The sequence below is a fragment of the Terasakiispira papahanaumokuakeensis genome, from assembly GCF_001709345.1.
Classification (GTDB): Bacteria; Pseudomonadota; Gammaproteobacteria; order Pseudomonadales; family Halomonadaceae; genus Terasakiispira; species Terasakiispira papahanaumokuakeensis.
This window is the reverse complement of record NZ_MDTQ01000001.1, coordinates 3,602,775-3,627,194: the sequence shown is the minus strand read 5'-3', so window position 1 is coordinate 3,627,194 and position 24,420 is coordinate 3,602,775. Positions and strand designations below refer to the sequence as shown.

The 24,420-nt window shown below is 49.3% G+C and carries 20 protein-coding genes; 9 read left to right on the top strand and 11 right to left on the bottom strand.

Going from position 1 to position 24,420, the window contains the following annotated elements; translation table 11 throughout:
* Positions 1-273: 273 nt before the first annotated feature.
* The 4 genes from BFW38_RS15865 to mnmG all read right to left on the bottom strand — a co-directional run bounded on the left by BFW38_RS15865 (position 274) and on the right by mnmG (position 4,649).
* On the bottom strand, positions 274-1,170 hold the full coding sequence (locus BFW38_RS15865) for a ParB/RepB/Spo0J family partition protein (protein ID WP_068999768.1): 897 nt from the start codon (positions 1,168-1,170) through the stop codon (positions 274-276).
* Positions 1,171-1,254: 84 nt separating this feature from the next.
* Positions 1,255-2,052 carry a ParA family protein gene (locus tag BFW38_RS15860; protein ID WP_068999767.1) on the bottom strand — a complete coding sequence of 266 codons (798 nt, stop codon included), beginning with the start codon at positions 2,050-2,052 and terminating at the stop codon, positions 1,255-1,257.
* Positions 2,053-2,115: 63 nt separating this feature from the next.
* Positions 2,116-2,766 carry a 16S rRNA (guanine(527)-N(7))-methyltransferase RsmG gene (gene rsmG / locus BFW38_RS15855; protein WP_068999766.1) on the bottom strand — a complete coding sequence of 217 codons (651 nt, stop codon included), beginning with the start codon at positions 2,764-2,766 and terminating at the stop codon, positions 2,116-2,118.
* Entirely contained in the window at positions 2,763-4,649 is a 1,887-nt protein-coding gene (mnmG, locus tag BFW38_RS15850; RefSeq protein WP_068999765.1) for a tRNA uridine-5-carboxymethylaminomethyl(34) synthesis enzyme MnmG, read from the bottom strand. The genes rsmG and mnmG overlap by 4 nt, the downstream gene beginning before the upstream one ends.
* Before the next feature lie 541 nt (positions 4,650-5,190).
* Between mnmG and BFW38_RS15845 the strand changes: the two genes are divergently transcribed.
* Positions 5,191-5,970 (top strand): MipA/OmpV family protein, encoded by a 780-nt coding sequence (locus BFW38_RS15845; protein WP_175400999.1) that lies wholly within the window; start codon positions 5,191-5,193, stop codon positions 5,968-5,970.
* A gap of 107 nt (positions 5,971-6,077) precedes the next feature.
* Here the strand turns inward: BFW38_RS15845 and BFW38_RS15840 are convergent, their stop codons facing one another.
* Positions 6,078-6,632, bottom strand: coding sequence for a helix-turn-helix domain-containing protein (locus tag BFW38_RS15840; protein ID WP_068999764.1), 555 nt, complete (start codon positions 6,630-6,632; stop codon positions 6,078-6,080).
* A gap of 245 nt (positions 6,633-6,877) precedes the next feature.
* Between BFW38_RS15840 and BFW38_RS15835 the strand changes: the two genes are divergently transcribed.
* Both BFW38_RS15835 and BFW38_RS15830 read left to right on the top strand, forming a co-directional pair.
* Complete coding sequence (locus BFW38_RS15835; protein ID WP_068999763.1) at positions 6,878-8,044, top strand: benzoate/H(+) symporter BenE family transporter; 1,167 nt, start codon at positions 6,878-6,880, stop codon at positions 8,042-8,044.
* Between the two features lie 85 nt (positions 8,045-8,129).
* Positions 8,130-8,915: a sulfite exporter TauE/SafE family protein gene (locus BFW38_RS15830; protein WP_068999762.1), complete on the top strand. Its 786-nt coding sequence runs from the start codon at positions 8,130-8,132 to the stop codon at positions 8,913-8,915.
* An 81-nt stretch (positions 8,916-8,996) separates the two neighbouring features.
* On the opposite strand, the gene folE2 is transcribed toward BFW38_RS15830, so the two are convergent.
* A complete protein-coding gene (gene folE2 / locus BFW38_RS15825; protein ID WP_068999761.1) occupies positions 8,997-9,893 on the bottom strand; it encodes a GTP cyclohydrolase FolE2 in 897 nt (298 codons plus the stop codon).
* 93 nt (positions 9,894-9,986) lie between these two features.
* Positions 9,987-10,901: a LysR family transcriptional regulator gene (locus BFW38_RS15820; RefSeq protein ID WP_068999760.1), complete on the bottom strand. Its 915-nt coding sequence runs from the start codon at positions 10,899-10,901 to the stop codon at positions 9,987-9,989.
* A gap of 177 nt (positions 10,902-11,078) precedes the next feature.
* Here BFW38_RS15820 and BFW38_RS15815 point away from each other — a divergent pair, with 177 nt between their 5' ends.
* Positions 11,079-12,545 carry a YfcC family protein gene (locus BFW38_RS15815; protein WP_068999759.1) on the top strand — a complete coding sequence of 489 codons (1,467 nt, stop codon included), beginning with the start codon at positions 11,079-11,081 and terminating at the stop codon, positions 12,543-12,545.
* A gap of 99 nt (positions 12,546-12,644) precedes the next feature.
* The gene (locus BFW38_RS15810; RefSeq protein WP_068999758.1) at positions 12,645-13,553 is read left to right on the top strand and encodes an aspartoacylase; all 909 of its coding nucleotides are present in this window, start codon (positions 12,645-12,647) and stop codon (positions 13,551-13,553) included.
* Between the two features lie 11 nt (positions 13,554-13,564).
* Here the strand turns inward: BFW38_RS15810 and mnmE are convergent, their stop codons facing one another.
* The 4 genes from mnmE to rpmH form a co-directional block, all read right to left on the bottom strand.
* A complete protein-coding gene (gene mnmE / locus BFW38_RS15805) occupies positions 13,565-14,926 on the bottom strand; it encodes a tRNA uridine-5-carboxymethylaminomethyl(34) synthesis GTPase MnmE (protein WP_068999757.1) in 1,362 nt (453 codons plus the stop codon).
* Between the two features lie 291 nt (positions 14,927-15,217).
* Positions 15,218-16,876 (bottom strand): membrane protein insertase YidC, encoded by a 1,659-nt coding sequence (yidC, locus tag BFW38_RS15800; protein WP_068999756.1) that lies wholly within the window; start codon positions 16,874-16,876, stop codon positions 15,218-15,220.
* 73 nt (positions 16,877-16,949) lie between these two features.
* Positions 16,950-17,390, bottom strand: coding sequence for a ribonuclease P protein component (rnpA, locus tag BFW38_RS15795; RefSeq protein WP_245686178.1), 441 nt, complete (start codon positions 17,388-17,390; stop codon positions 16,950-16,952).
* The gene (rpmH, locus tag BFW38_RS15790) at positions 17,383-17,517 is read right to left on the bottom strand and encodes a 50S ribosomal protein L34 (protein WP_068999755.1); all 135 of its coding nucleotides are present in this window, start codon (positions 17,515-17,517) and stop codon (positions 17,383-17,385) included. The genes rnpA and rpmH overlap by 8 nt, the downstream gene beginning before the upstream one ends.
* Positions 17,518-18,085: 568 nt before the next feature.
* Between rpmH and dnaA the strand changes: the two genes are divergently transcribed.
* From dnaA to gyrB, 4 genes are all read left to right on the top strand, one after another.
* Positions 18,086-19,600, top strand: coding sequence for a chromosomal replication initiator protein DnaA (dnaA, locus tag BFW38_RS15785; protein ID WP_068999754.1), 1,515 nt, complete (start codon positions 18,086-18,088; stop codon positions 19,598-19,600).
* A gap of 35 nt (positions 19,601-19,635) precedes the next feature.
* A complete protein-coding gene (dnaN, locus tag BFW38_RS15780) occupies positions 19,636-20,748 on the top strand; it encodes a DNA polymerase III subunit beta (protein WP_068999753.1) in 1,113 nt (370 codons plus the stop codon).
* 115 nt (positions 20,749-20,863) lie between these two features.
* Positions 20,864-21,988: a DNA replication/repair protein RecF gene (gene recF, locus BFW38_RS15775; protein WP_068999752.1), complete on the top strand. Its 1,125-nt coding sequence runs from the start codon at positions 20,864-20,866 to the stop codon at positions 21,986-21,988.
* Positions 21,981-24,401, top strand: a complete 2,421-nt coding sequence (gene gyrB / locus BFW38_RS15770; protein WP_068999751.1) for a DNA topoisomerase (ATP-hydrolyzing) subunit B — start codon at positions 21,981-21,983, stop codon at positions 24,399-24,401. The genes recF and gyrB overlap by 8 nt, the downstream gene beginning before the upstream one ends.
* Positions 24,402-24,420: the final 19 nt, after the last annotated feature.

Below are 24,420 nucleotides of genomic sequence, written 5' to 3'. Positions count from 1 at the left end.
CATGCCAGGGCATACACGTACAGCTGCCCCAGACAAAAGTCCGGAGATTATATGGGCTAGAAGCGCCCTCATCAACCAAAGTCGGTCGTAATCGTTAACAATTACGACCAAGGTGCTACTTAGGTCAATTGTCAGTCAAACGAATCACGCTAAGCGTTTAAGCGTATATTCAAGATGTCGGCATAGTGGAATCTTCTGAAACCGCCTAGTGCACTCAATCAAAACCAAATGCACTCAGTCAAAATTCAGACATCATTCAATATCACATCACGTTTATCGTATGTGCTGAAGAATGCCATCAAGCTCTTCAAGACTGGTATAACGGATTTCTAACCGTCCCTTTCCGCTGTCTTGATGACGAATCTTCACCGGCGCACCCAACGTATCCTGGAGCTTTTGCTCCAAACGTTGAACGTCAGGACTGTCTTTGGCCTGATCCTTAGCCGGTGATTTAGGTTGTTGTAACTGTCTGACTAAAGCTTCAGTCTGACGGACAGATAATCCTCGTGCAACCACTTGTCGGGCTGCGTCAATCTGTTGATGCGGCGATAGTGCCAATAACGCGCGCGCGTGCCCCATTTCTAGATCGCCATTCTCCAGCAGACGTTTGACATCTTCATGAAGGCTAAGCAACCGCATCAGATTGGTGACACTGACTCTAGACTTACCGACCGCCTCAGCCACTTGCTGCTGAGTCAGCTCAAACTCTTGCTGTAAACGCTGTAGCGCAAGCGCTTCTTCCAGTGGGTTAAGATCTTCCCGCTGGATATTTTCAATCAACGCCATCGCAATAGCGGCGGCATCATCAATCTCTCGAATTAAAGCGGGAACCCGCTCCAATCCAGCCTGTTGAGCCGCGCGCCAACGTCGCTCGCCAGCGATAATTTCATAACGCTCAACGCCCACTGCACGCACGACAACGGGCTGCATGATGCCTTGCTGACGAATAGAATCGGCAAGCTCTTCCAACGCCTCAGGGTGCATGTCCCGACGAGGCTGGAACCGACCACGCTGCAACTGCTCAATAGGGAGTTGCCGTAGCGTTCCATCAACATTTTGAACTGCGGGCGTTGTGTCTTCTTCGACACTCACGGCTTGAGGACGTGTTCCCCCTGCTCCCAGCAGTGCATCAAGGCCTCGTCCCAGGCCACGTTTCTTAGAAGCACTCATGTCAATCGAAACATCTCTTGGCAAAATTCTGCATCATGTCTGGTCGCTATCAGATTAAAGCGCCAACCCTTATGAAGCCTGTCATCAAGCGCTCTCAACCACCTCAGTCGAGGCACCCGATTCAGCCCGACGAATCATTTCCCCAGCAAGCGCTAAATAAGCCAAGCTCCCGCGCGAACGGCCGTCATAACACAGCGCGGGCAAACCATAACTGGGCGCTTCCGCCAAACGTACATTACGGGGAATGACGGTACTGAGCACTCGGTCATCAAAGTAATCAATTAATTGGCTGGATACATCACGCGTCAGGCTATTGCGCGGGTCATACATCGTCCGCAGTATACCGGCAATGCTTAGGTGAGGATTCACTGAATCGGCTAAACGTTTAAGCGTATCCAGTAATGCCGTCAAACCTTCCAGCGCATAATATTCACATTGCACTGGAATCAGTACACTCTGTGCCGCCGTTAGGCCATTAAGCGTCAATAGGCTTAACGAGGGCGGGCAGTCAATCAGCACATAATCATAATCACTGAGAATAGGGGCAAGCCCTTGCGCCAATCGCCGCTCTCTTTGTGGCATATCCAGCAGACCAATTTCAGCCGCCGTTAAATCTAAATTCGAAGGAAGCAGGTCATAACCCGCAGGATCAGTATGGACACGGATATCCTCCGCTTTGGCTTCGCCCATCAGCAGATCAAAAACAGACTGAGTCAACGTCCGTTTTTCAACACCACTGCCGAGTGTGGCATGCCCTTGTGGATCCATATCCACTAACAGTACACGCCTTTTGGTCGCCACCAGAGAGGCCGCCAAATTAATACTGGTGGTGGTTTTACCCACACCGCCTTTCTGATTCGTGATGGCATAGATTCGGGTCACGGCTCATATCCTTTTCAGGTCAAGCGATCCATAGATCATACGCTTGAACTCATCAGCAGAAGGTCATTGATGTTGAAAACACATCAGATAACGCTCGCCCAGGATGGCAGGCACCGCCAGACGTGGTTCAGCAAACAAGGTGAAATCATCCGGAATTTGACACAATTCATCCGTCGGATATTGCCCTTTCATCGCTAACCAGTGACTGTCCTGGTGGCCCAGATGACGAGTTAACGACAAGAAGTCATTGAGGCTGGCAAAAGCCCGACTGATGATCCGGTCAAACGCTTGCTCAGGCTGGTAGGCCTCCACACGCGCCTGCACCACTTCAACCTGATCCAATTTAAGCGCCACTTTAGCCTGAAACTGAAAGCGTGACTTTTTGCCATTGCTATCCAGCAGCGTTATTCCCAAATCCGGCCGCATAATCGCCAGAATAATACCCGGCAACCCAGGCCCACTGCCCACATCCAACCAACGTGATGTTGATTCAGCGGTTTGATCAATATAGGGCAGTATGGCCAAGCTATCGAGTAGATGGCGTTCAACCATCGCCGCCGGATCACGGACAGCGGTCAAATTGTAGGCCTGATTCCACTTCAGCAACAATGCGAGATAATCGAGCAATTGCTGCACCTGTTGATCTGACGCCACCAGTGTCTGCCGCGTAAGACCTTCTCGCAACTGTCGCTCAAGGGCTGCAAAATCACTCATGCGGTCTGATCCAACCATTGCTTTTTCTTAAGATGAATCAACAGCATAGAAATCGCTGCGGGGGTCACACCAGGAATTCGAGCAGCCTGTGCCAGTGTTTCCGGTCGGGCAGTGGATAACTTTTGACGAATCTCATTCGACAACCCGTCAACGGCTTGATAATCCAGCGCCTGGGGAAGTGTAGTGGACTCATGTCGGCGTAATTTTTCAATTTCACCGGCCTGACGATCAATATATCCCGCATATTTCAACTGGATCTGCACCTGCTCAGCAGCCGCTTCAGATAAATCGGCCTCACTAGGCGCAACAGCGGCTAGTGTCGGATAATCCAATTCAGGACGCTTAATTAAATCGGCCAAAGAATACTCACGACTCAGGGGCTGCTTGAGCTTATCGGCCAGCTGCTCGGCTTGTGGGCTCTGAGGTTGAATCCAGGTGCTGGCCATGCGCGCTTTTTCCTGCTCAATCGCATCGCGTTTTTCACAAAAAGCGGCCCAACGCGGGTCATCCACTAAGCCGAGTTCACGGCCTTTTTCGGTCAAACGTAAATCAGCATTATCTTCGCGCAGCAAGAGGCGATATTCAGCACGAGAAGTGAACATGCGATAAGGCTCAGCGGTGCCATGGGTGACAAGATCATCCACCAAAACCCCCAAGTAAGCCTCGTCACGGCGGGGACACCAGCTGTCTTCATCACGCGCTCGGCGTACCGCATTAATCGCCGCTAATAAGCCCTGTGCACCCGCTTCTTCATAACCCGTTGTGCCGTTGATCTGACCCGCAAACCAGAGGTTTTTCAGCGTCTTGGTTTCCAATGAATGCCATAACCCTTGAGGATCAAAGAAATCATACTCAATGGCATATCCCGGACGCGTGATATGAGCGTTTTCCATCCCTCGAATCGAGTGCACAACCTCAAGTTGCACATCAAACGGCAATGAAGTTGAAATCCCATTGGGATAAAGCTCTTGGGTATTTAAACCTTCTGGCTCAATAAAAACCTGATGGCTGTCTTTATCGGCAAACCGATTCACTTTGTCCTCAATCGAGGGACAATAACGCGGCCCAACACCTTCAATGACCCCGGCATACATGGGGGATCGATCCAGGTTAGCGCGGATGAGCTCATGGGTTTGAGCATTGGTATGGGTAATCCAGCAATTAACCTGCTCAGGATGTTCTTCAGGACGTCCCATAAACGACATGACCGGCATCGGATCATCGCCAGGTTGGGCATCCATCACAGAGAAATCGACCGTTTTCGCATCAATTCGCGGAGGCGTACCTGTCTTCAAACGCCCAACGGGTAAATCAAGTTCACGTAAACGATCCGCTAATGCGATAGACGGCGGGTCACCGGCACGACCACCGCTATGGTGCTGCATACCGATATGAATCACGCCGCCAAGAAAAGTCCCCGTGGTTAAGACCACGCTCTTAGCGCTGAACCGAATGCCGCCTTGTGTCACCACACCGCGAACTTCATCACCTTCAACGATGAGATCATCCGCAGCCTGCTGAAACAGCGTTAAATTCGGCTGATTTTCTAGAATATTTCGGATCGCTTGGCGATACAGGGCGCGGTCTGCTTGGGCTCGGGTCGCTCTGACCGCAGGTCCTTTGCGCGCATTTAACACACGAAACTGAATACCGGCTAAGTCAGTCGCATGCGCCATAGCACCACCTAGGGCATCTATTTCGCGCACCAAATGACTTTTACCAATCCCGCCAATAGCCGGGTTACAGGACATTTGTCCAAGGGTTTCGATGTTGTGGGTTAACAGGAGGGTATCAGCCCCCATACGTGCTGCGGCCAGCGCAGCTTCCGTGCCTGCATGGCCGCCGCCGATCACAATGACATCAAAGCGGTTGGGATAATCCACAGCCACACCTCAAGAATTCGAGCAATTGGGAAAAGGGACAACAGTATAAAGATTCCTGTGAAATAAAAAAGTACCCAAGTCGGTGTGGATAGCTTTATCCGATATCCACAATAACAATCAATAGCTGTTTTAAAAGATTACTACTGTTATTATTAATAGTGTGGATACTTTCTGTGGATACTTTGCTTTATCTCCCTATACAGGAGGCTTCGTGGCTTGGGATATGTTTGTTGTTAACTGCCTTATGAAGCGTGCGTAACTCGGTATAGACCTGTGTATAACACCTTGTTCCATCCACAGCTCAAACTAGACCCAACTTATCTTCAGGGCTTAGGCCTATTTCTACCTCCAGATATCCACACCCATTTCGACACACAACGACAGTATTGTTGTCACCCTATAAGCAGTATCTTGTCTCTTGAATGAGCTTGTATAAGCAGCTCATCAATTCTTCTGTTCGATCACATTGATGATGTATTAAAACAATCACCCATGTGCTCAATGCGACATGTTCTTAATTCAACATAAGGAGTACACCCGTATGACGACAGCCTATTGCCCTCGACGTCTGATGTTTTTAGCGGGTCTTGGTATGACAGCCTGGGGGTATGCCACAGGGGCCTATGCCGATACAGCCTGGACAGGATCAATCGGTGCGGGAGGCGTTTGGAAACCCGATTATCTCGGCAGTGATGATTATGAATTTCGAGGCTTTCCTAACTTAACGCTACAGGCCAAAGGCGTGGGTTACTTAAGTCTCAAAGACGGTATTGGCACTTATTTGACAGAAAGTGACCATTGGCAAACATCGATATTCCTGACTTACTTATTTGGCCGTGACAATACAGGCGATCTATCGGATTTTGAGGAGGTGGATGGCGGTATTGCTGGAGGGCTTCGACTGGGTTACAACCAAGGCGCATGGCAGCATAACTTATCCATTAAAGCCCCCATTGGTGGGGATTTAGAAGGTTATCGAGTCGATGTATCGACTCGATGGAAAACAGCATTGTCTCAGCGCTGGTCCTTCTTTATTCAGCCGGGTATTGGCTATGCCGATAAACAATGGAATCAAGCCTATTTTGATGTATCCGCAGAGGATAGCGCTGCCAGCGGTGTTCGCGCTTATCGTGTTAGCGATGGCAGCTGGGATGCTCATTTCACGACCGGCGTTAATTTCCAAATAACAAAAGAATGGCGTTTATCAATGGCAGGTCGAGTGAGCCGGTTGACCGGTGATGCCGAGGATAGCCCCATTGTGGATGAATTAGGTGATGCGACTCAAGGCAGCTTGATGATTGGTACAGCCTATTCGTTTTAAAGCGATACGTTTTAAACTGACAGATTTTAAATCTATGGGTTTTTATCTAAGACCCCATTAAACGACTCCCATACAGAGTCTCTCAGTGTATTATCCGGTGTGTCACGTCACACCGGATAATGCAACATACAGTGGAAGCGCACAGGGACATCCGTATGATTTCGATAACCGTGAGGTTGATCAGCGTTAAACTTAATCCCTTGCTCCGACGTGAGCGAATGCCATTGTGATGATGATCCCCAGTACACCTCTAAAGTCCCGTTAATGCCCACTAGATGTTCAATAGCCCCCGGTACATGAGCTTCTGAATGACTTTCAGCCCCAGGGGCCAAGGTCACGATCAATACTTCCATTCTTAAGTTAGGATCAAAAGCAAACAAGGGTTCAACAGACATACCTGGCGTTTGTAGCGTGTGTAAATCACCGTTAGTCCCTGGGCATTCGGGTGATTGGAGTAAACAAGAAAAAGAAACCTGTAAACCGCTGGCAATCTTCCACAATGTCGCCACAGTGGGGCTGGATTCACCCCGTTCAATTTGCCCTAGCATGGCCTTACTGACACCAGTGATTTGTGCCATACGGTCCAGACTCCATTCTTTTTCACGGCGAAGCTGACGCACTCGAGAAGGCAACTCATTAGGGGGGGTCTGAAAAAGAGTCATGCGTTTAATGTTTTCCCATCAAAGGCTTTCAAAGGACTTTTCAGCATCATTTCAAGCACCTTACAGGCAAATACCCAGAAGCATTTTGTTCTAGGTACACGCTTTGATATACAAAACGCTTTATTCAATCTTTATATACAAGACGTTCACTGCCATAAACAACCATTTATTAGCGATTGATGTGATACAGTTGTGCGTTATAACGTACAAGCTTGATGATTAAGACCTCTTTGAGAAGAAACTCAATGAATATCTCTTCCTCAGCATTTAACCTCAGTACCATCACTGCAGGCTTTATTGCAGTGCTCATCGGCTATAGCAGCTCCGCTGTCATTATTTTTCAAGCCGCTGAAGCGGCAGGTGCTTCCCAAGCTCAACTCAGTTCATGGATGTGGGCGGTCGGCATCGGATGTGCATTCACCACGCTGTATTTCTCATGGCGTTATCGACAACCTATTTTGACCGCTTGGTCTACACCAGGCGCAGCACTGTTGGCCACGAGTTTACCGGGCACGAGCATGGAAGACGCTATTGGTGCCTTTATTTTATCTTCTTTACTGATCACCTTATGCGGCATTACCGGCTGGTTTGAGCGGATCATGCATCGCTTACCCCCCACCCTCGCTGCCGCGATGCTTGCAGGTGTATTACTTCGCTTTGGATTAGATGTCTTTCAGGCCGCCGATATCGAACCAGGGTTAGTGCTACCGATGCTATTGGCATATTTATTAGGCAAGTGCTGGTGGCCACGATTTGCCGTTCTTGGGGTCTTAATTACCGGCGGATTACTGGCTTATACACAGGGAGATATCGCCCTTGGGGGTGTGGATATCCAATTGACTGTTCCACAATGGACAACCCCTCACTTTACACTGACCACCTTAATCGGAGTGGGGATTCCTCTTTTTGTGGTCACAATGGCGTCACAAAATTTGCCAGGGATTGCCGTCATTCGTGCAGCAGGATATCAGGCCCCAGTATCACCGGTAATCACTGGGACGGGGCTCATATCTTTAATCCTTGCTCCTTTTGGAGGCTATGCCATTAATCTGGCGGCGATTAGTGCAGCTGTCTGCATGGGACCTGAAGCCCATCCCGATCCGAAAAAACGCTATGGGGCCAGTCTGATAGCCGGGGCGTTATATTTGACTTGCGGCCTTCTAGGCGCCACGGTGGCGAGTCTCTTTGGTGCTTTACCTAGCACATTGGTCATGGCGATTGCCGGCATCGCACTGATGCCCACTTTAGCCAACGGTTTGGCCAGTGCGATGGGGGAGCCAGGACATCGTGATGCCGCCATTCTCACCTTTCTCGTTACCGCTTCCGGATTCAGTTTATTCAGCATTGGTAGTGCTTTCTGGGGGCTGATTGCCGGTGTTATCGCTTTGAATTTACGTCGTGTGACCCCATGAGCACTGAATCACAAGTGCTAGCGATCACGCAGAAATCCAGGATAATGCCAAGCCTATCAATCGTCAGCTCATCCAGTGGTGGATCATGGTTTTTTTATTATTCATGTTGCTTGGAGCTTTAGCTGGAACACTCGCTGGATTATTTGGAATCGGTGGCGGGTTAATTATTGTACCAGTCCTAGTGTATAGCCTAACCGCTCAAGGGGTTCATTCAGAAGTCGTCACCCATCTTGCGGTCGGCACATCACTGGCCTCGATTATTTTTACTTCCATCAACTCAGTGCTTGCCCATCATCAAAAAGGGGCGGTTAACTGGCTCATCGCCATCACCATGGGTTCAGGCATTATCGTGGGGAGTGCTTTAGGCGGATTAACGGCAGCTTATATCCCCGGCGATCAGTTACAAATGATTATTGGGCTATTTGCTTTAATCATGGCATTACAAATGGCGCTGCAATGGCGACCTCAGTCTCAACACCAGAACCCGCCTAGCCGTTTTCTGCTTAGCACAGCAGGGGGCATCATTGGCTGGGCTTCAGCGATTTTTGGTATTGGAGGGGGGTCACTTTGTGTGCCTTTTCTGACTTGGCGGGGTCTCGATGTTCGCCAGGCAGTCGGCATTGCTGCGGCCTGTGGCCTGCCTATTGCACTCTCAGGCGCATGCACTTATATGTGGGTAGGCCGACATGCGGACCATTTACCTGAATGGAGCCTGGGGTATATTTATCTCCCGGCTTTAGTGGGGATTGTGACGACCAGTATGTTTTTTGCCCGACTTGGGGCTCGATTAGCTCACCGACTCTCTCCAATAATACTAAAACGCTGCTTTGCCGTTCTGTTGGTGGGTGTCGGCTTAAATTTCTTATTTTAATACAGCCCAGCCAAAGCCTACCGGGCTATTTCATATCAAGCGGTTTCATATGAGGCGGTTTCATCATCAGATGATTTCAAATCAACGATCGAGTGCTTCACACACCCCATGATGAGCCGCAACGGCATCGTGAGCATGTAAGCTCTCGGCATGAATGACTTTTAAGGCAAATGTCAGGGCCTGAGGCCATGGTTTTAAAAGCGCACTTAAACGACGTGCGGCATCTTCGCAGAACATCAGGTTTTGGCCATTCGCGAGCGCAAAAGCTTGTTCATCAACACGCTTCACGGCTGTTTGCAGGGCAGTCCCTAATGTTGCTTCAACGCGATCGATCAAGGTGAGCAAAGGCCACTGCTCGATTTCTGGATCAAGCTGTAGTTGGACATGGGCATCACTGCGCTGGCTATGAGGTGTCGCAACAATGCCTGATGTGGCACCAAGCCATTGATGAACCTGCTCAAATGAGAGCCCCTCATCTTGATCAAAGTCTTTCTCGAAACGTGCTTGAATCAATTGCCTTGCTAAAGCGGCAGAGCAAGGGCAAGTCGATGAATAACCGATATGGCACCCTAATGCCAAGTGGTAGCCTTGCTCATCTAACTGTGCGGATAACTCAAAGGGATAAGTCTTCCACCCCTTAAAATCACTGATCAGCGCAGAACGCTCCAAAGGGATTTCTCCAGAGATACGAATAGACGCCTTTGACGATATCGTCTCATGGGCCTGTAAACATTGGCTCAAGACCTGCTTCAACACTTCAGGCGTTAATTCCATCCCCGCAACGGCTTGTATTGATTGATATAGACGTGACATATGAATGCCACGTTGTTCCGCATCATCCAGGCTGACACCAATATCAACATTGGCCACAATCGACTGACCCTCCAAAACAACAGGCAGCGCAATCTTGTCCATACCGACTTGCGCTAAAACGCCACCCCACTCCGGCTGATGACGCGCCACATCTATTAAATCCATGCTCACTCACCCAACACAAAAACAATGTTATAACATAACAATTAATGCGAAGGCTACCCATGAATAGGCACATCCAGGGGAGCCGATATTGGGTCAGCGAATATCATCTCGATGCATCAAAGGATCCCGCTCAATCATTTTTTTAGCCGTCAGAGAAAAGGCTCGGGATAACTCACTTCGAACTCGATTTTTGAGATAGTAAATGGAGTAATCATACTGCACCACAGGGCGAAAAGGTTTCACTACAATATCCAGTCCTTGCCAGAGATCGACATTTAAAGGATCAAGAATTGCAATACATAAACCCGCTGCCACCATGCCATAGCCCGACATCGCTCTTTGTGTTGAAAACTGTTCATTGACGTGCAAATCAAATGATTTAATTAATTGCTTATGCCGGTGCCATTCCAAACCGTCTTCATCAACAAGCGATAATAGGTTTTCACCTTGTAAGTCATTTGGAGTGACCACCTCTTGGTGAGCTAAACGGTGTGATCGCGGAAGCACACAGACCCACGAAGTGGAAAGTAAAGGCTCTTCAATAAAATCGCTCGCTACATCCATCTTATTCGTAATAATTAAATCATATTTTGATTGGGCTAATCCTTGGGTTAAATGATCGACACTATCCACCCATAAGTTAATATGAACTTTGGGGTACTGTTGAATAAAGTGTTGAATTAACCTCGGTGTCAGCAACGTTGCGAGTGCAGGTGTCGCGCCTATTGTTAAGCTACCGTGAGTGCTATAGCGTAAATTTTCTGCAAATTTTTCTAGATGATGAATACCATTGAATACAGATCTGACTTCATCATAGAAGGCCATGCCTTCTGGTGTTGGGATCATCCTCCCCTTATTCTTCTTAAATAGCTCAAACCCAAGATCTTCTTGTAAGTCTTTGATTAATCTACTAATTGAAGGCTGAGAGATTGATAATGACTGCGCCGCTTGTGAAAAGCTCCCTTTCTGTACCGACGCCATGAACGCCTGTAACTGTTTATATTGCATAGGCACCTCATAGCATTTATGAATACATCAATACAAAAAATAGCATTGTTCGAATATGTTTTCTATGAAAAAGTAGATAAACAGGGCTAACCCATAATCAAAATGGATGCCTTGAAAAAATAATAGCCGTCATAAAAAAATTGATATTAGAACTATTACAATTAAAAGAGGTTCACCATGACATCTCATCCCTCAGACCCTTCCCATACACCAAGACCCAATGAGCCCGCCCCTAAACGCTGGTATCATAAAATCCCAGACCCCATGGTATTGATATTTTATATTCTAATTGTCGCTTGTGTGATGACCTGGATATTACCCAAAGGGGCTTATGATGTTGAATCCGTTGATGGCCGAAACCGCGTCATTGCTGATTCATTCCATTACCTGCCAGATGACCAAAGCTCACTGTCATTAGGCAGTATCATTAATCATATTTTCGATATTTTTGTCGCGATTCCTGATGGACTTATTCAAGCCTCTCAATATTTATTCATCGTATTTATTGCCGGTGGATTGTTTAATATTCTTTATCATTCAAAGGCGCTCGAAAATTTCGTCGGCACCAGTATTAAGCATATTGGATTAAAAAATCGCCACCTATTGATTTGGTTAGCCACATACCTCTATGGTGTTTTTGGCATTACCGTCGGCTTTGAAAATAATATTGCATTGGTCCCCGTCGCCTTATTGCTGTCAGGTGCGTTGGGCTACTCGAATATCGTAGGGGCCTGTATTGCTGTAGGGGGGATTGGAGTTGGTTTTGCACTGTCTCCTATCAATCCCTATACCGTCGGCGTCTCTCAAAGCATCGCAGGACTGCCCATCTTTTCAGGGGCTTTATTACGCTGCGCCCTTGTCATCAGTGCATTGAGCCTGTTGGCTTGGTACATCACACGATTCGTCGCCCCTCACGCGCCTCATGATCCCGAGTCTGAAACCACGGAAACCCTCACGCATTCGATTCAACATTACCGCATGGGCGGTCGTGATATTGCCGTGATGCTGGCCTTTTTCTTCTCCATTGTGGTCATTGCAGGCTGTTCCTATCTTGCGGGTATTAAAGTGCTTGGGCGCAGTTGGTATATCAAAGAAATCACCGCAGTCTTTATTATCTTATCGATCGTGGTCGCCATGATCTGCCGAATCAAACCGGCTCAGTACGTCGAACATATGGTTGCCGGCGCCTCAAAGGTGACCGGTGGTGCGCTAGTGATTGGTCTGGCCGCTTCGATCAAAGTGGTTTTGGAGGATGGCCAGATCATCTACACCATTGTCCACGCACTGAATCATATTCTTGAGTTTATGCCTCACTCACTGATTGCCATCACCATCAGTGTGATTCAAGGCGTTATCAATCTGTTTGTGCCCAGTGGTTCCGGTCAGGCATTGATCACAATGCCGATCTTAATTCCATTGGGGGATCTCGTCGGTATTAGCCATCAATTGATGATTTTGGCGTTTCAAGTGGGTGATGGGATTACTAATTTAATCATCCCAACATCGGGTGGCACTTTAGCCATGTTGGCACTGGCACGGGTGGGTTTTTCTCAGTGGATTAAAACCATCTTTCCCATTATTGCAGCCATTTATGTGATCAGTTGGGGCTTTATCTTGTTCGCTCAATGGACTCACTGGTCCTGATCACAGCTTGTTCGTTAATTCACTATCGCAGTTTATTCACACCTCCAACCACCACAGCGGCCCTAGGTCGCTGTGGATCATATAAGATTCAGTCACGCTATGAATAAGTTAAACAATATTGCGCTTGTCGGCGGCACCCACGGTAATGAACGCTCAGGTATTCAACTGATCCAACAGTGGCAACAATATCCCCCACAAGCGGATTGGCACTTCAATCTGCATTATGTGCTGGCTCATCCCAGGGCTTGCCAACAATCGGTCCGTTTTCTGGAGTCTGATCTTAATCGAGCCTTTCGCTTAGCTGACCTTCAGGACCCTCAGCAGCTGGGTTATGAATCATTGCTCGCCAAGCAATTGAATCAGCAGCTCGGTCCCAAAGGTGCCGCCAAAACCGATCTGATTATTGATTTACATAACACCACCAGCAATATGGGCGCCTGCCTAATGCTGTTAAAACAGGATAGGTTCAACCTCTTGATGGGGGCTTATGTGAAACAGCGGATGCCCGAAGCCGTTGTTTTCTTCCAGGATAATTTACCGGAAGAGCGCCAATCATTTTTAGCGACCATTGGCTCTCAAGGTGTCACTGTTGAAGTCGGCCCTCAAGCCCATTCAGTGCTCCAGCAGCATACGCTTGAGTTGATGTCGCGCATGACACGCCACATTCTGGACTTTGCCGACGCTTATCAGCAGCAAGGCCTCTCTGACGAATTGCTGCACTTCACCTATGATGCTTTTCGTTATGCGGGGGAAGTCGAGCTCCCAACAGATGCCACAGGCCGCCCCACAGCCATCGTCTCAAGTGCTATCGATCAACATGATTTCCAACCGGTTCACCCAGGTGACGTCATCATGGAATCTTTTGATGGCACGCCCATCACCTGGACAGGGGAAGACACGGTCTACCCGTTATTTGTTAACGAAGCGGCCTATGTCGGTGGTAAAAGCGCGATGACGCTATCCACCGCGCTGCGGATCGACTGTGCCCAAGATCTGCCAAGCGAATAACTTAGCAGCGCTTATTTACCGATACAAAACTCGCCGAAGATGCGGCCGAGGAGGTCATCGGCGGTGAAGGTGCCGGTGATTTCATCCAGTGCTTGTTGCGCTTGGCGTAAATCTTCAGCCAGTAGTTCACCGGCGCCCATGCTGACCAGCTGGTCACGCCCTTGTTCCAATTGCTGGCGGGCGCGGTGTAGGGCATCCAAGTGACGGCGGCGGGCAGAAAACCCACCTTCCGTCGTCTGTTGATATCCCATCACTGATTTCAGATGTTCTCTTAATTTATCCACACCCAGTCCTTCACGTGCCGAGATCCGGAGCACCGGCGGGGGTGTGGATAAATCAAACTCAACGGCTTCCTGGGTTAAGTCGATTTTATTACGAATGACGGTTAGTTTTTCGGGGTGGGGAAGACGAGCTAATAAATCGGGCCAGAGCTTACTGGGATCGGTATCCGGTGTATCGGTGGCATCCACCAGTAAGAGCGTCCGGTCAGCTTGTTCAATTTCCTGCCATGCCCGTTCCACCCCGATACGCTCGACTTGGTCATCCGTATCGCGTAGACCGGCCGTATCAATAATATGCAGAGGCATGCCATCAATATGGATCTGCTCACGGAGGACATCACGCGTGGTGCCTGCAATATCGGTCACAATCGCACGTTCAGCACCGGCCAAGGCATTCAGTAAACTAGATTTACCCGCATTCGGCCGACCGGCCAATACCACTTTCATCCCGTCACGCAGCAAAGCCCCTTGCTGTGCTTCAGCCAAAACGTCATCGAGGCGTGCCAACACAGCATCCAGTTGTGTCATCACATGACCATCTGCCAGAAAATCAATTTCTTCTTCTGGAAAATCAATCGCCGCTTCAACATACATCCGCAGTTGAACCAAAGCCTCAACCAGGACATCAACGCGTTGAGAAAAAGCCCCTTGTAGTGACTGCAGTGCATGTTCAGCCGCTTGACGAGAGCTGGCTTCGATCAGATCAGCAATCGCTTCGGCTTGGGCCAGATCCAGTTTGTCATTGAGAAAAGCGCGCTGAGAAAATTCCCCGGGTTGCGCTAAACGAGCCCCACATTGCACACAGGCCTCTAACAGCAGATCCATCACTACCGGACCACCATGACCTTGCAGTTCCAGCACATCCTCTCCCGTAAAGGAATGAGGATTAGGGAAAAACAATGCAATACCTTCATCCAGTACTTGACCATCCGCACTGTGGAAAGGGCCATAATGCGCATAACGAGGTTTTGGACAACGCCCAATCAAGCGCTCAGCAATCGGGGCCGCCTGAGGCCCGGATATCCGTACAATGCCGACTCCACCGCGTCCACTAGGTGTGGCAATCGCGGCTATGGTGTCTTGATTTAACATTGAAGACCTCTCTATAAAACAAACGGGTATTCAGGCGCTCATGCTGAGTTCATGACATTCGCTTCGTTATGTCGATTTAAATCATCCACACCCTAATCAGTTCGCGAAATCAATATCATGTCTTCATGGGTTTAGGTTATCCACATCCCCTCATATTAAACAAACAGCATGGGGATGTGGATAACCTAAACGCTGACTCGATATGACACACCGTCGATATAAGATAAAAAAGAACCCCCTGTACAAGGGGGCTCTCTTACTGACACTTAAGAAAGATCAGGACGTATTTTGCTAACTTTTGTCCGGCCCGAGCCCTTCTTTTTCAATACCTCGAGTAATCAACCACTGCTGTAAAATCGACAAGAGGTTGTTCACTAACCAGTACAGTACCAACCCAGCCGGGAACCACAGGAAGAAGAAAGTGAAGACGATCGGCAGCATCTTCATCACTTTAGCCTGCATGGGATCGGGCGGTGTTGGGTTCAAAAGCTGCTGCACAAACATCGAGATCCCCATCAGGATCGGCAGCACAAAGAACGGATCTTTAACCGAAAGATCGTTAATCCACAGGATGAAGGGCGCATGGCGCAGCTCAACCGATTCCATCAACATCCAGTAAAGGGCAATAAAGACCGGCATCTGGACCAGAATCGGCAAACAGCCCCCCATGGGGTTAATCTTCTCTTTACGGTACAGCTCCATCATCGCCTGAGATAATTTCTGGCGATCATCCGCATATTGTTCACGGATCTGTTGCAGTTTCGGTCCAACTGCCCGCATTTTCGCCATAGAACGATAGGCGGTTGCCGACAGTTTGAAGAAAGCCGCTTTGATCATGACCGTCAACAGGATGATGGAAACACCCCAGTTACCGACAAGATCATGGATATGGTCAAGGAGCCAGAATAGCGGCTGAGCAATAAACCACAACCAGCCAAAATCAACGGCTAGATCGAGGTTGGGGGCAGCGGCTTCCAAACGACTCTGAATTTTCGGTCCCAGATAGACTTTGCCACTCAGCTCGCCCTTATCACCATTGGCAATACCGGAACTATCGGTTTTAAAGCCGATAATATTGTTGCCTTGGCGATCACTACGCGTGCTGAACAGGTTTTGTGTATCTTGAGGTGGAATCCAGGCACTGATGAAGTAGTGCTGCAGCATCGCGACCCAGCCACCCATACTGGTTTGCTGGAAGTTTTGCTTACCGATATCCTCAAATTTGATTTTTTCGTAACGAGATTCATCGGTTGAGTAGGCCGCACCCAGGAATGACGACATTCCCATGCCCTGAGCCTTACTCGGATCTTCAGAGTTATCTCGTTTGATCAAGCCAATAAAACTAGGCTTGATGGTCTGACCGCTCTGGTTATCCAGCAGATAGTCAACTTTAACCTGGTAGCTATCACGCACTAACGTGAATCGCTTCACCAGTTTAACCCCATTGACCTCACCTGAGAGGTTCACGACCAACGTATCCTGGCCATCCTGTAAACGATAGCTGGGTTTATCTGCCTTGAGTTGCAGACGTTTGTCGTTACCTAACCCCTGCAGGGCACTTTGCAGGATATAAAAACGTTTACTGGAATTTTCCAGTAATACATAAGGCTGATCGCCATTCACCCGTAGCTTATGATCAAGCAGCGCGGCATAAACAATATCTCCGCCTTTGGGTGAAATTTTCAGATCTAACAAGTCAGTCCGCACATTAATCGTGGACTGATCAGTCCCCGCTGCGCTGCTGTCTTGAAGCTCTGTTGTCGATTGAGTCTGACCAAACTGGAGCGTCTCATCATCACTGCCCGAAGGCTGTGCCGCGCTGCCATTGTCGGTCTGTACTTCAGCACTCGTAGGCGCCTGGGGCTCGTGATAATCCTGATTCCATTGGATTATCATCAAATAGCCCACTACGGCCAGTGCCAGATAGAGAACGATGCGTTTCACATCCATGGGCTGACTGCCACTCTTTTGCTGGGTCTAGTAATACACGAAAAGGCCGAACATCGGGGGATGTTCAGCCTCTTCAAGCCTGATGCTTGGCTGCTCGATTCCTTGTCTTGGGCGCTTGACCATCCTGGTGAGACTTTGTCTGCGCTTTTCGACAGAGCTGTCGCCATGCCTTATCGAGTTGACCATGAAGTTGCTGCGTATCGATGTTCGCAGCCCCTTTCACAGCTAACACAATAATATCCAAAGGAGGTAAATCATGTTGATGGTGACGGAAAGAATCCCGAACCACTCGTTTAATACGATTACGATTCACCGCCAGGCGGACATGCTTTTTACCTATGACAAACCCTAAACGGGTTTCTTCCGTCTGAGACGGAGCGGCTAACAGCAACAAGCCAGGACAATAGGCTTTATAGCAGGCCTGATCAAAGACATGACGAAAATCCCCGGCACTGAGTAAACGTCGTTGCCGGGGAAAGCTGAATGAGACCACCCGAAACTGGGGATCAAGCACTCAGACGATGACGGCCTTTGGCACGACGACGAGCCAGGACTTTACGGCCATTTTTGGTGGCCATACGAGCGCGAAAGCCGTGAGTACGCTTACGCTTAAGAACACTAGGTTGAAAAGTGCGTTTCATGACGTCTAATCCCACTTTGAGGTTGATGTAGCCACGCCCAAAATGGGCGTAATTAGCTCATGCAAGGGCGAGGATTCTAGAGAATAACTGGACTGAACGCAATTTGAACGTCACTTCAATTGCAATTTTCTGTATTTCAGACCCCTTGTGCACAACCTACTATAAACATAGATAAGAAAAGGTTTAAAAGCTTATTAGTTATGACTATTACTAGTGCTTTGCATTGGTGTGGATAAGCATGAAAAAACCTTTGAATTCTTCATGTTATAGAGTTATTAACACTCTTGATGACAACCGTATAGGCTGTGCTGCAACTGTCGGAGTGCTGTGGATAAGCAAGCTACTTATGCACACCTCAAGGTATCCCTCTATCTATACACAGTGCTAAAGGCGGTTTTCAAATAGGGTTGTCCACACCCTAAAAAAATTTTAGAAAACGTCGTTTTAAGGCCTGATGTGATGCCCAATTGATTTTTTAAGAATAAAAATGACCTGGAAGTGATGGTGCGCTGTGGATAAGCCGGGGTGGGTCACGTAGAATGAGCCGGTTAAATTCAGGAGCCTTGATGTGACGTCAGTCGATCTATGGAACCGCTGTACCGCCTACTTGCAGGATGAACTGCCCGAACAGCAGTTCAATACTTGGGTCAGGCCTTTGCAGGCAGAATTGGAAGGTCAACAACTTGTATTGTTGGCACCGAACCGTTTTGTGATGCAGTGGGTTGCCGATAAATACGCACCGCGTATTCGTGAGTTACTTAAAGAGCTGGGCGGGGATCAACCCCTTCAGCTTAAGCTCGGTGTGGGTAACCGACAGCCTCGGGCACCGGTTACGCCACCGGCACCTCCGGCTGAACCAAGTTCTCCGACACCTTCTGCCAGTGCGCCAGAAGATTATCGCGATGTCATGCATAAAATGGCTGGTGAAATTGGACAACCTGCGCCTTCTTTGGCCGCACAGCCCGTGGCCTCTGATATACCTACTGAGCCTCGAGGACGAGATAGTCGAGAGCCGTCAACCAGTCGTGAAGAGCGTCCGGTTCAGGTTGAAGGGGCGATTAAACATAATTCGACTTTAAACGGCCAACATACTTTCGATACCTTTGTTGAAGGTAAATCAAACCAGTTGGCTCGAGCGGCTTCGCGACAGGTCGCAGAGAATCCGGGAGGGGCTTACAACCCACTCTTTATCTATGGCGGTGTTGGGTTGGGTAAAACTCACTTGATGCATGCTGTTGGTAATCAGATCCTGAAGCAGAATCCTAATGCCAAGGTGGTCTACCTGAACTCTGAACGCTTTGTGCAAGATATGGTGAAAGCTTTGCAGTTGAATGCCATTAATGAGTTCAAACGCTATTACCGAGGCTTAGATGCTTTATTAATTGATGACATCCAGTTCTTTGTCGGCAAAGATCGCTCTCAGGAAGAATTTTTCCACACCTTTAATGCGCTATTGGAAGGCGGCCAACAAATTATTCTGACTTCGGATCGCTTCCCCAAAGAGATTGGGGTAGAAGAGCGACTTAAATCGCGTTTTGGTTGGGGCTTGACGGTGGCGATTGAACCGCCTGAGTTGGAAACCCGAGTCGCGATTTTGATGAAAAAAGCAGATATGGTCGGGGTCGATCTTCCTCAAGATGTCGCCTTTTTTATTGCCCAAAAGATCCGCTCTCATGTGCGTGATTTAGAAGGCGCGTTGAATCGAGTGATTGCGGATTCCAACTTCAAGGGTATGCCGATTACCAATGAGTTGGTCCGTGATTCTCTGAAAGATCTGTTTGCCGTGCAGGAAAAACAGGTCGGTGTGGATAACATTCAACGCACTGTTGCTGAGTATTACAAAATTAAGGTCGCGGATATTCTCTCTAAACGCCGTTCTCGATCAGTTGCCCGCCCTCGGCAAATGGCTATGGCACTGGCGAAAGAGCTTACCAATCACTCTTTACCTGAAATTGGTGATGCTTTTGGTGGCCGTGACCATACCACTGTACTTCATGCCTGCCGCAAGATTCGTGAGCTGCAGGAGGAGAGTGCGGATATTCGTGAGGACTGGAAAAACCTGTTGCGTCATTTGACCAGCTGATCTCCTGTCTTGAATCGACGATAAGGTTTGCACCCATGAAATTTACTGTAGCCCGTGAACAGTTGATTCGTCCTATGTCATTGGTGAATAACGCCATTGAGCGACGTTCAACATTACCAATTCTGACCCATATGCAGCTGGTGGCTGAGAATGGCACCTTGACCCTGACGGGGCTGGATTTGGAAGTGGAAATGAAGGCGGCATTAGCGCTGGAATCGCTGGAAGTCCCCGGACGTGTGACGGTCCCCGCTCGTAAGTTGACCGATATTTGTAAATCCCTGCCCAAGGGCACGCATATCGAGTTCAGCTTGGAAGAGAACCGAATGGTCGTCCGATCTGGGGCCAGTCGATTTACGCTGACAACACTGCCCGCGCAGGAATTTCCTTTTATTGAAGCCGGCAGTGTGAAACAAGAAATCACGCTGCCTCAACAGGTACTGCGCCGGGTGATTGACCGTGTTGCATTTGCCATGGGCTTTCAAGATGTTCGCTATTACCTGAACGGCATGCTGTTTGAGCTAGAGGCGGGGCGTTTACGTACTGTCGCGACCGATGGCCACCGACTGGCACTATCCGATGCGACAGTGGAAGCGCCGGCAGATTTGCCACGTACGCGCATGATTATCCCCAATAAAGGTATTGGCGAGCTGCAAAAGCTGTTAGCCGATGACAGCGATGCACCCACGACGTTGGTGTTTGGTGAAAACCATGTGCAGCTGCGTACCGAGGGCTATGTTTTCACCTCCAAACAAGTCGAAGGTCAATTTCCAGATTATGATCGAGTGATTCCCCGTAATGGCAATAAGCGGGTTATCTGCGATCGCATGCCATTGCGAGAAGTCCTCAACCGTACCGCGATTCTCTCTAACGAGAAATATCGCGGAATTCGCTTGTTGTTGCAATCCGGCCAAGTCACGGTGATGGCGAATAACCCGGAGCATGAAGAAGCTGAAGAGTCGTTGCCCGTGTCATATGAAGGTGACTCACTGGAGATGGGCTTTAACTTCACTTATCTCAAAGATGTTCTGGACAATATGGGGGTTTCAGAGCAGGTCGTGATGACATTGTTCGATGCCAATAGCAGTGCTTTGATTGAAGCGGCTGAGCAACCCGATGCCCTCTATGTTGTGATGCCGATGCGGCTTTGAGTTTGCCGTTTTACGTGTTGCTCATCATGTATGGCAGAAGGCTTCCATTGGGAAGCCTTTTTGCGCGGGTATTAGGGGTCGCGCAAAAAGGCTTATCGTATGAGCGGTTGATCCGATGAGTCTTGAGCAGTTGGATATTAAGCGGTTGCGTAACCTGCAACAGGTGCGCTTGCAACCGGGGCCGCGATTGAATGTCCTCAGTGGTGCTAATGGCAGTGGCAAAACCAGTCTGTTGGAAGCGATCCATTTGCTATCACTTGGCCGCTCTTTTCGAACCCATCGCTTAAAAGCGGTGATGCAGCATGAAGCTGAAGCTTTTGCTGTGCATGGCCGCATTCGCCATGATGACGGCATGCTCTGGTCTGTTGGATTTGAGCGGCGCCGAGATGAAGACGATAGCCGCATCCAGTTGCAGGGACGTCGCCCGGATTCGTTGGTGGAGTTAGCGCGTTTATTGCCGGTTCAAGTGATTAACCCGGATACCTTCCGTTTATTAGAGGGTGGCCCTCGGGAGCGTCGTCAGTTTATTGACTGGGGCGCCTTCCACCTCGATACCCGATTTATTCACCATTGGCAGCGTTTTCAGCGTGCGTTGAAACAACGGAATCACCTGCTCAGACATGGTAGAATGGATGTTTTGCAATTGCGCCTGTGGGAAGCCGAATTGGCCACTCATGGTGAAGCTGTGGATCAATTGCGTGGGCAGCTGGTAACCGCATTAAGGCCTATCTTTGAGCAGTTGCTAGGTGCACTCACTGAGATTACCGACCTTAAATTAGGTTATAGCCGAGGGTGGGATAAACAGACGCCTTTGGCAGCGCTGTTGGAAGCCTCCCGATCACGTGATCAGGATCAGGGGTTTACTCAATCCGGGCCACAACGGGCGGATTTGCGATTGACCCGTTATGGTCGACCAGCAGTAGACATGCTGTCGCGTGGTCAACAAAAGCTAGTCGTGAGTGCACTGAAACTGGCCCAAGGCCAGTTGTTGGAAACACTAGTGGCGCGTCGATGCCTGTATCTGGTGGATGATTTGCCATCGGAATTGGATTTACACCATCGAGCCCTATTCTGTGAGCAACTGAAAGCACAGGCAGGGCAGGTGATGATGACGACTGTGGAAACAGAATCTTTAAGGCACTGCCTAGGTGCAGATGATACCGAGGTGGCATGGTTCCATGTGGAACACGGGCAGATCAGCCCGGCCAAACCGTTCATGACGGGAGTGAGCAATGAGTGATACGCAAGCCTATGATTCATCCAGCATCAAGGTGCTGCGCGGTCTGGATGCTGTGCGCAAGCGCCCGGGGATGTACATTGGCGATACTGATGACGGTACAGGCCTGCACCATATGGTGTTTGAGCTGGTCGATAACTCTATTGATGAAGCCCTAGCGGGTTACTGCCATGAAGTCCTGGTGATGATTCATGCCGATGAAAGTGTTTCGGTCAGTGATGATGGCCGCGGCATGCCGGTGGATATTCATCCGGAGGAAGGCATCTCGGCAGCTGAAGTCATCATGACCGTGCTGCATGCCGGTGGTAAGTTTGATGACAACACCTATAAAGTTTCAGGCGGCTTGCATGGGGTTGGGGTGTCCGTTGTGAATGCCCTGTCTGAAGAGCTGACGTTGACTATCTGGCGTAACGGTAATGTCTATGAAACCGTATTCCGTCATGGGGTCTCGGATCATCCGCTGGAAGTGATCGGCAACACCGAGAAGACGGGGACGTTGGTACGTTTCAAGCCCTCAGATCAAACCTTCACGAATATTGAATTTAGCTATGATATTTTGGCTAAGCGCTTGCGCGAGCTCTCCTTCCTCAACTCTGGCGTTCGCATTCGGTTAAAAGATGAGCGCAGTGGTCGAGAAGAAGTCTTCCATTATGAAGGCGGGTTGCGTGCTTTCGTCGAGCACCTCAACAGTAATAAACCCACGCTGAATGATATTTTCCACTTCACCTCAGCACGTGAAGAGGATGGCGTCACCGTTGAAGTGGCGATGCAGTGGAATGATAGTTTCTCGGAAAATATTTACTGTTATACCAATAACATTCCTCAGCGTGATGGCGGGACTCACCTGGCGGGCTTCCGAGCGGCGTTGACGCGCCTGCTGAATCATTACATTGAGCAGGAAGGCTTATCCAAAAAGGCCAAAGTCAGCACCACTGGTGATGATGCTCGTGAAGGCTTGACCGCCATTGTGTCTGTCAAAGTACCGGACCCTAAATTCTCCTCTCAGACCAAAGATAAGCTGGTCTCTTCAGAAGTGAAGACAGCGGTCGAACAGGAAATGTCTCGCTGGTTTGGGGATTACTTGCTGGAACAGCCTAACGAAGCGAAAGCCATCGTTAACAAAATGATCGATGCGGCTCGTGCGCGTGAAGCGGCGCGTAAAGCCCGTGAAATGACGCGTCGTAAAGGAGCTCTAGATATTGCTGGGTTGCCAGGCAAACTGGCGGACTGTCAGGAAAAAGATCCTGCCCTGTCTGAACTCTACCTGGTGGAGGGTGATTCCGCCGGTGGCTCTGCTAAGCAGGGGCGCGATCGCCGTACCCAGGCTATTTTGCCTTTGAAAGGTAAAATCCTGAACGTTGAAAAAGCGCGTTTTGATAAAATGCTGTCTTCTGCTGAAGTCGGCACACTGATCACGGCATTAGGCTGTGGTATCGGCCGTGAAGAATTTAATGCTGATAAACTGCGTTACCATTCCATCATCATCATGACCGATGCGGACGTGGATGGTTCTCACATCCGAACGCTGCTGCTGACCTTCTTCTTCCGTCAGATGCCGGAATTGATTGAGCGTGGTCATATCTTCATCGCTCAGCCGCCGCTGTTTAAAATTAAGCGAGGCAAGCAAGAGCAGTACATTAAAGATGAAGCTTCATTGGAAGAATATCTCACCCAGACTGCACTGGATGGTGCTGCCCTCTACGTTAATCCTGACGCACCGGCGATCAGCGGTGCCGCGCTGGGCGATTTAGTGAAGCAGTATCGTGATGTGGTGCGTCGGATTGACCGTTTGCAGCGGGTATACCCCGGTGTGATCTTGCGCCGTATGCGCTACTTGCCGGCACTGACGCTGGAACAACTACGTGATCCAGAAGCGGTTCGTCGTTGGACTTTCCTATTTGAAGATAGCTTGGTCGAAGCGGCTGAGCCTTCTATTCAGGTCAAAGTCCGTATTGATGAAGATGCTGAACGTGGTATCCATCTCCCTGTTGTTGAACTGGTGTCTCACGGCGTGCCTAGCCAGCACACGCTAAGCACCGACTTCTTCCGTTCCGCCGACTACCGCAGCATGGTCGAACTGGGGGCAACTCTGAATGACCTGTTAGACGAAGGCGCTTTCATTCAAAGGGGCGAGCGGACACAACCGGTCAGCGACTTTGAACATGCCCTCAACTGGTTGATGAACGAAGCGCGTCGTGGCTTCAGCATCCAACGCTACAAAGGGCTGGGCGAAATGAACCCCGATCAACTGTGGGAAACCACGATGGATCCGGAAAGCCGCCGCATGTTACGTGTCTCCATCGACGACGCCGTCGGTGCTGACATGATGTTCAACACCTTGATGGGCGACGAAGTTGAACCGCGTCGTAACTTCATCGAATCGAACGCCCTCAACGTCTCTAACCTGGATGTTTAATCGGTGTGTCTGTTGGATC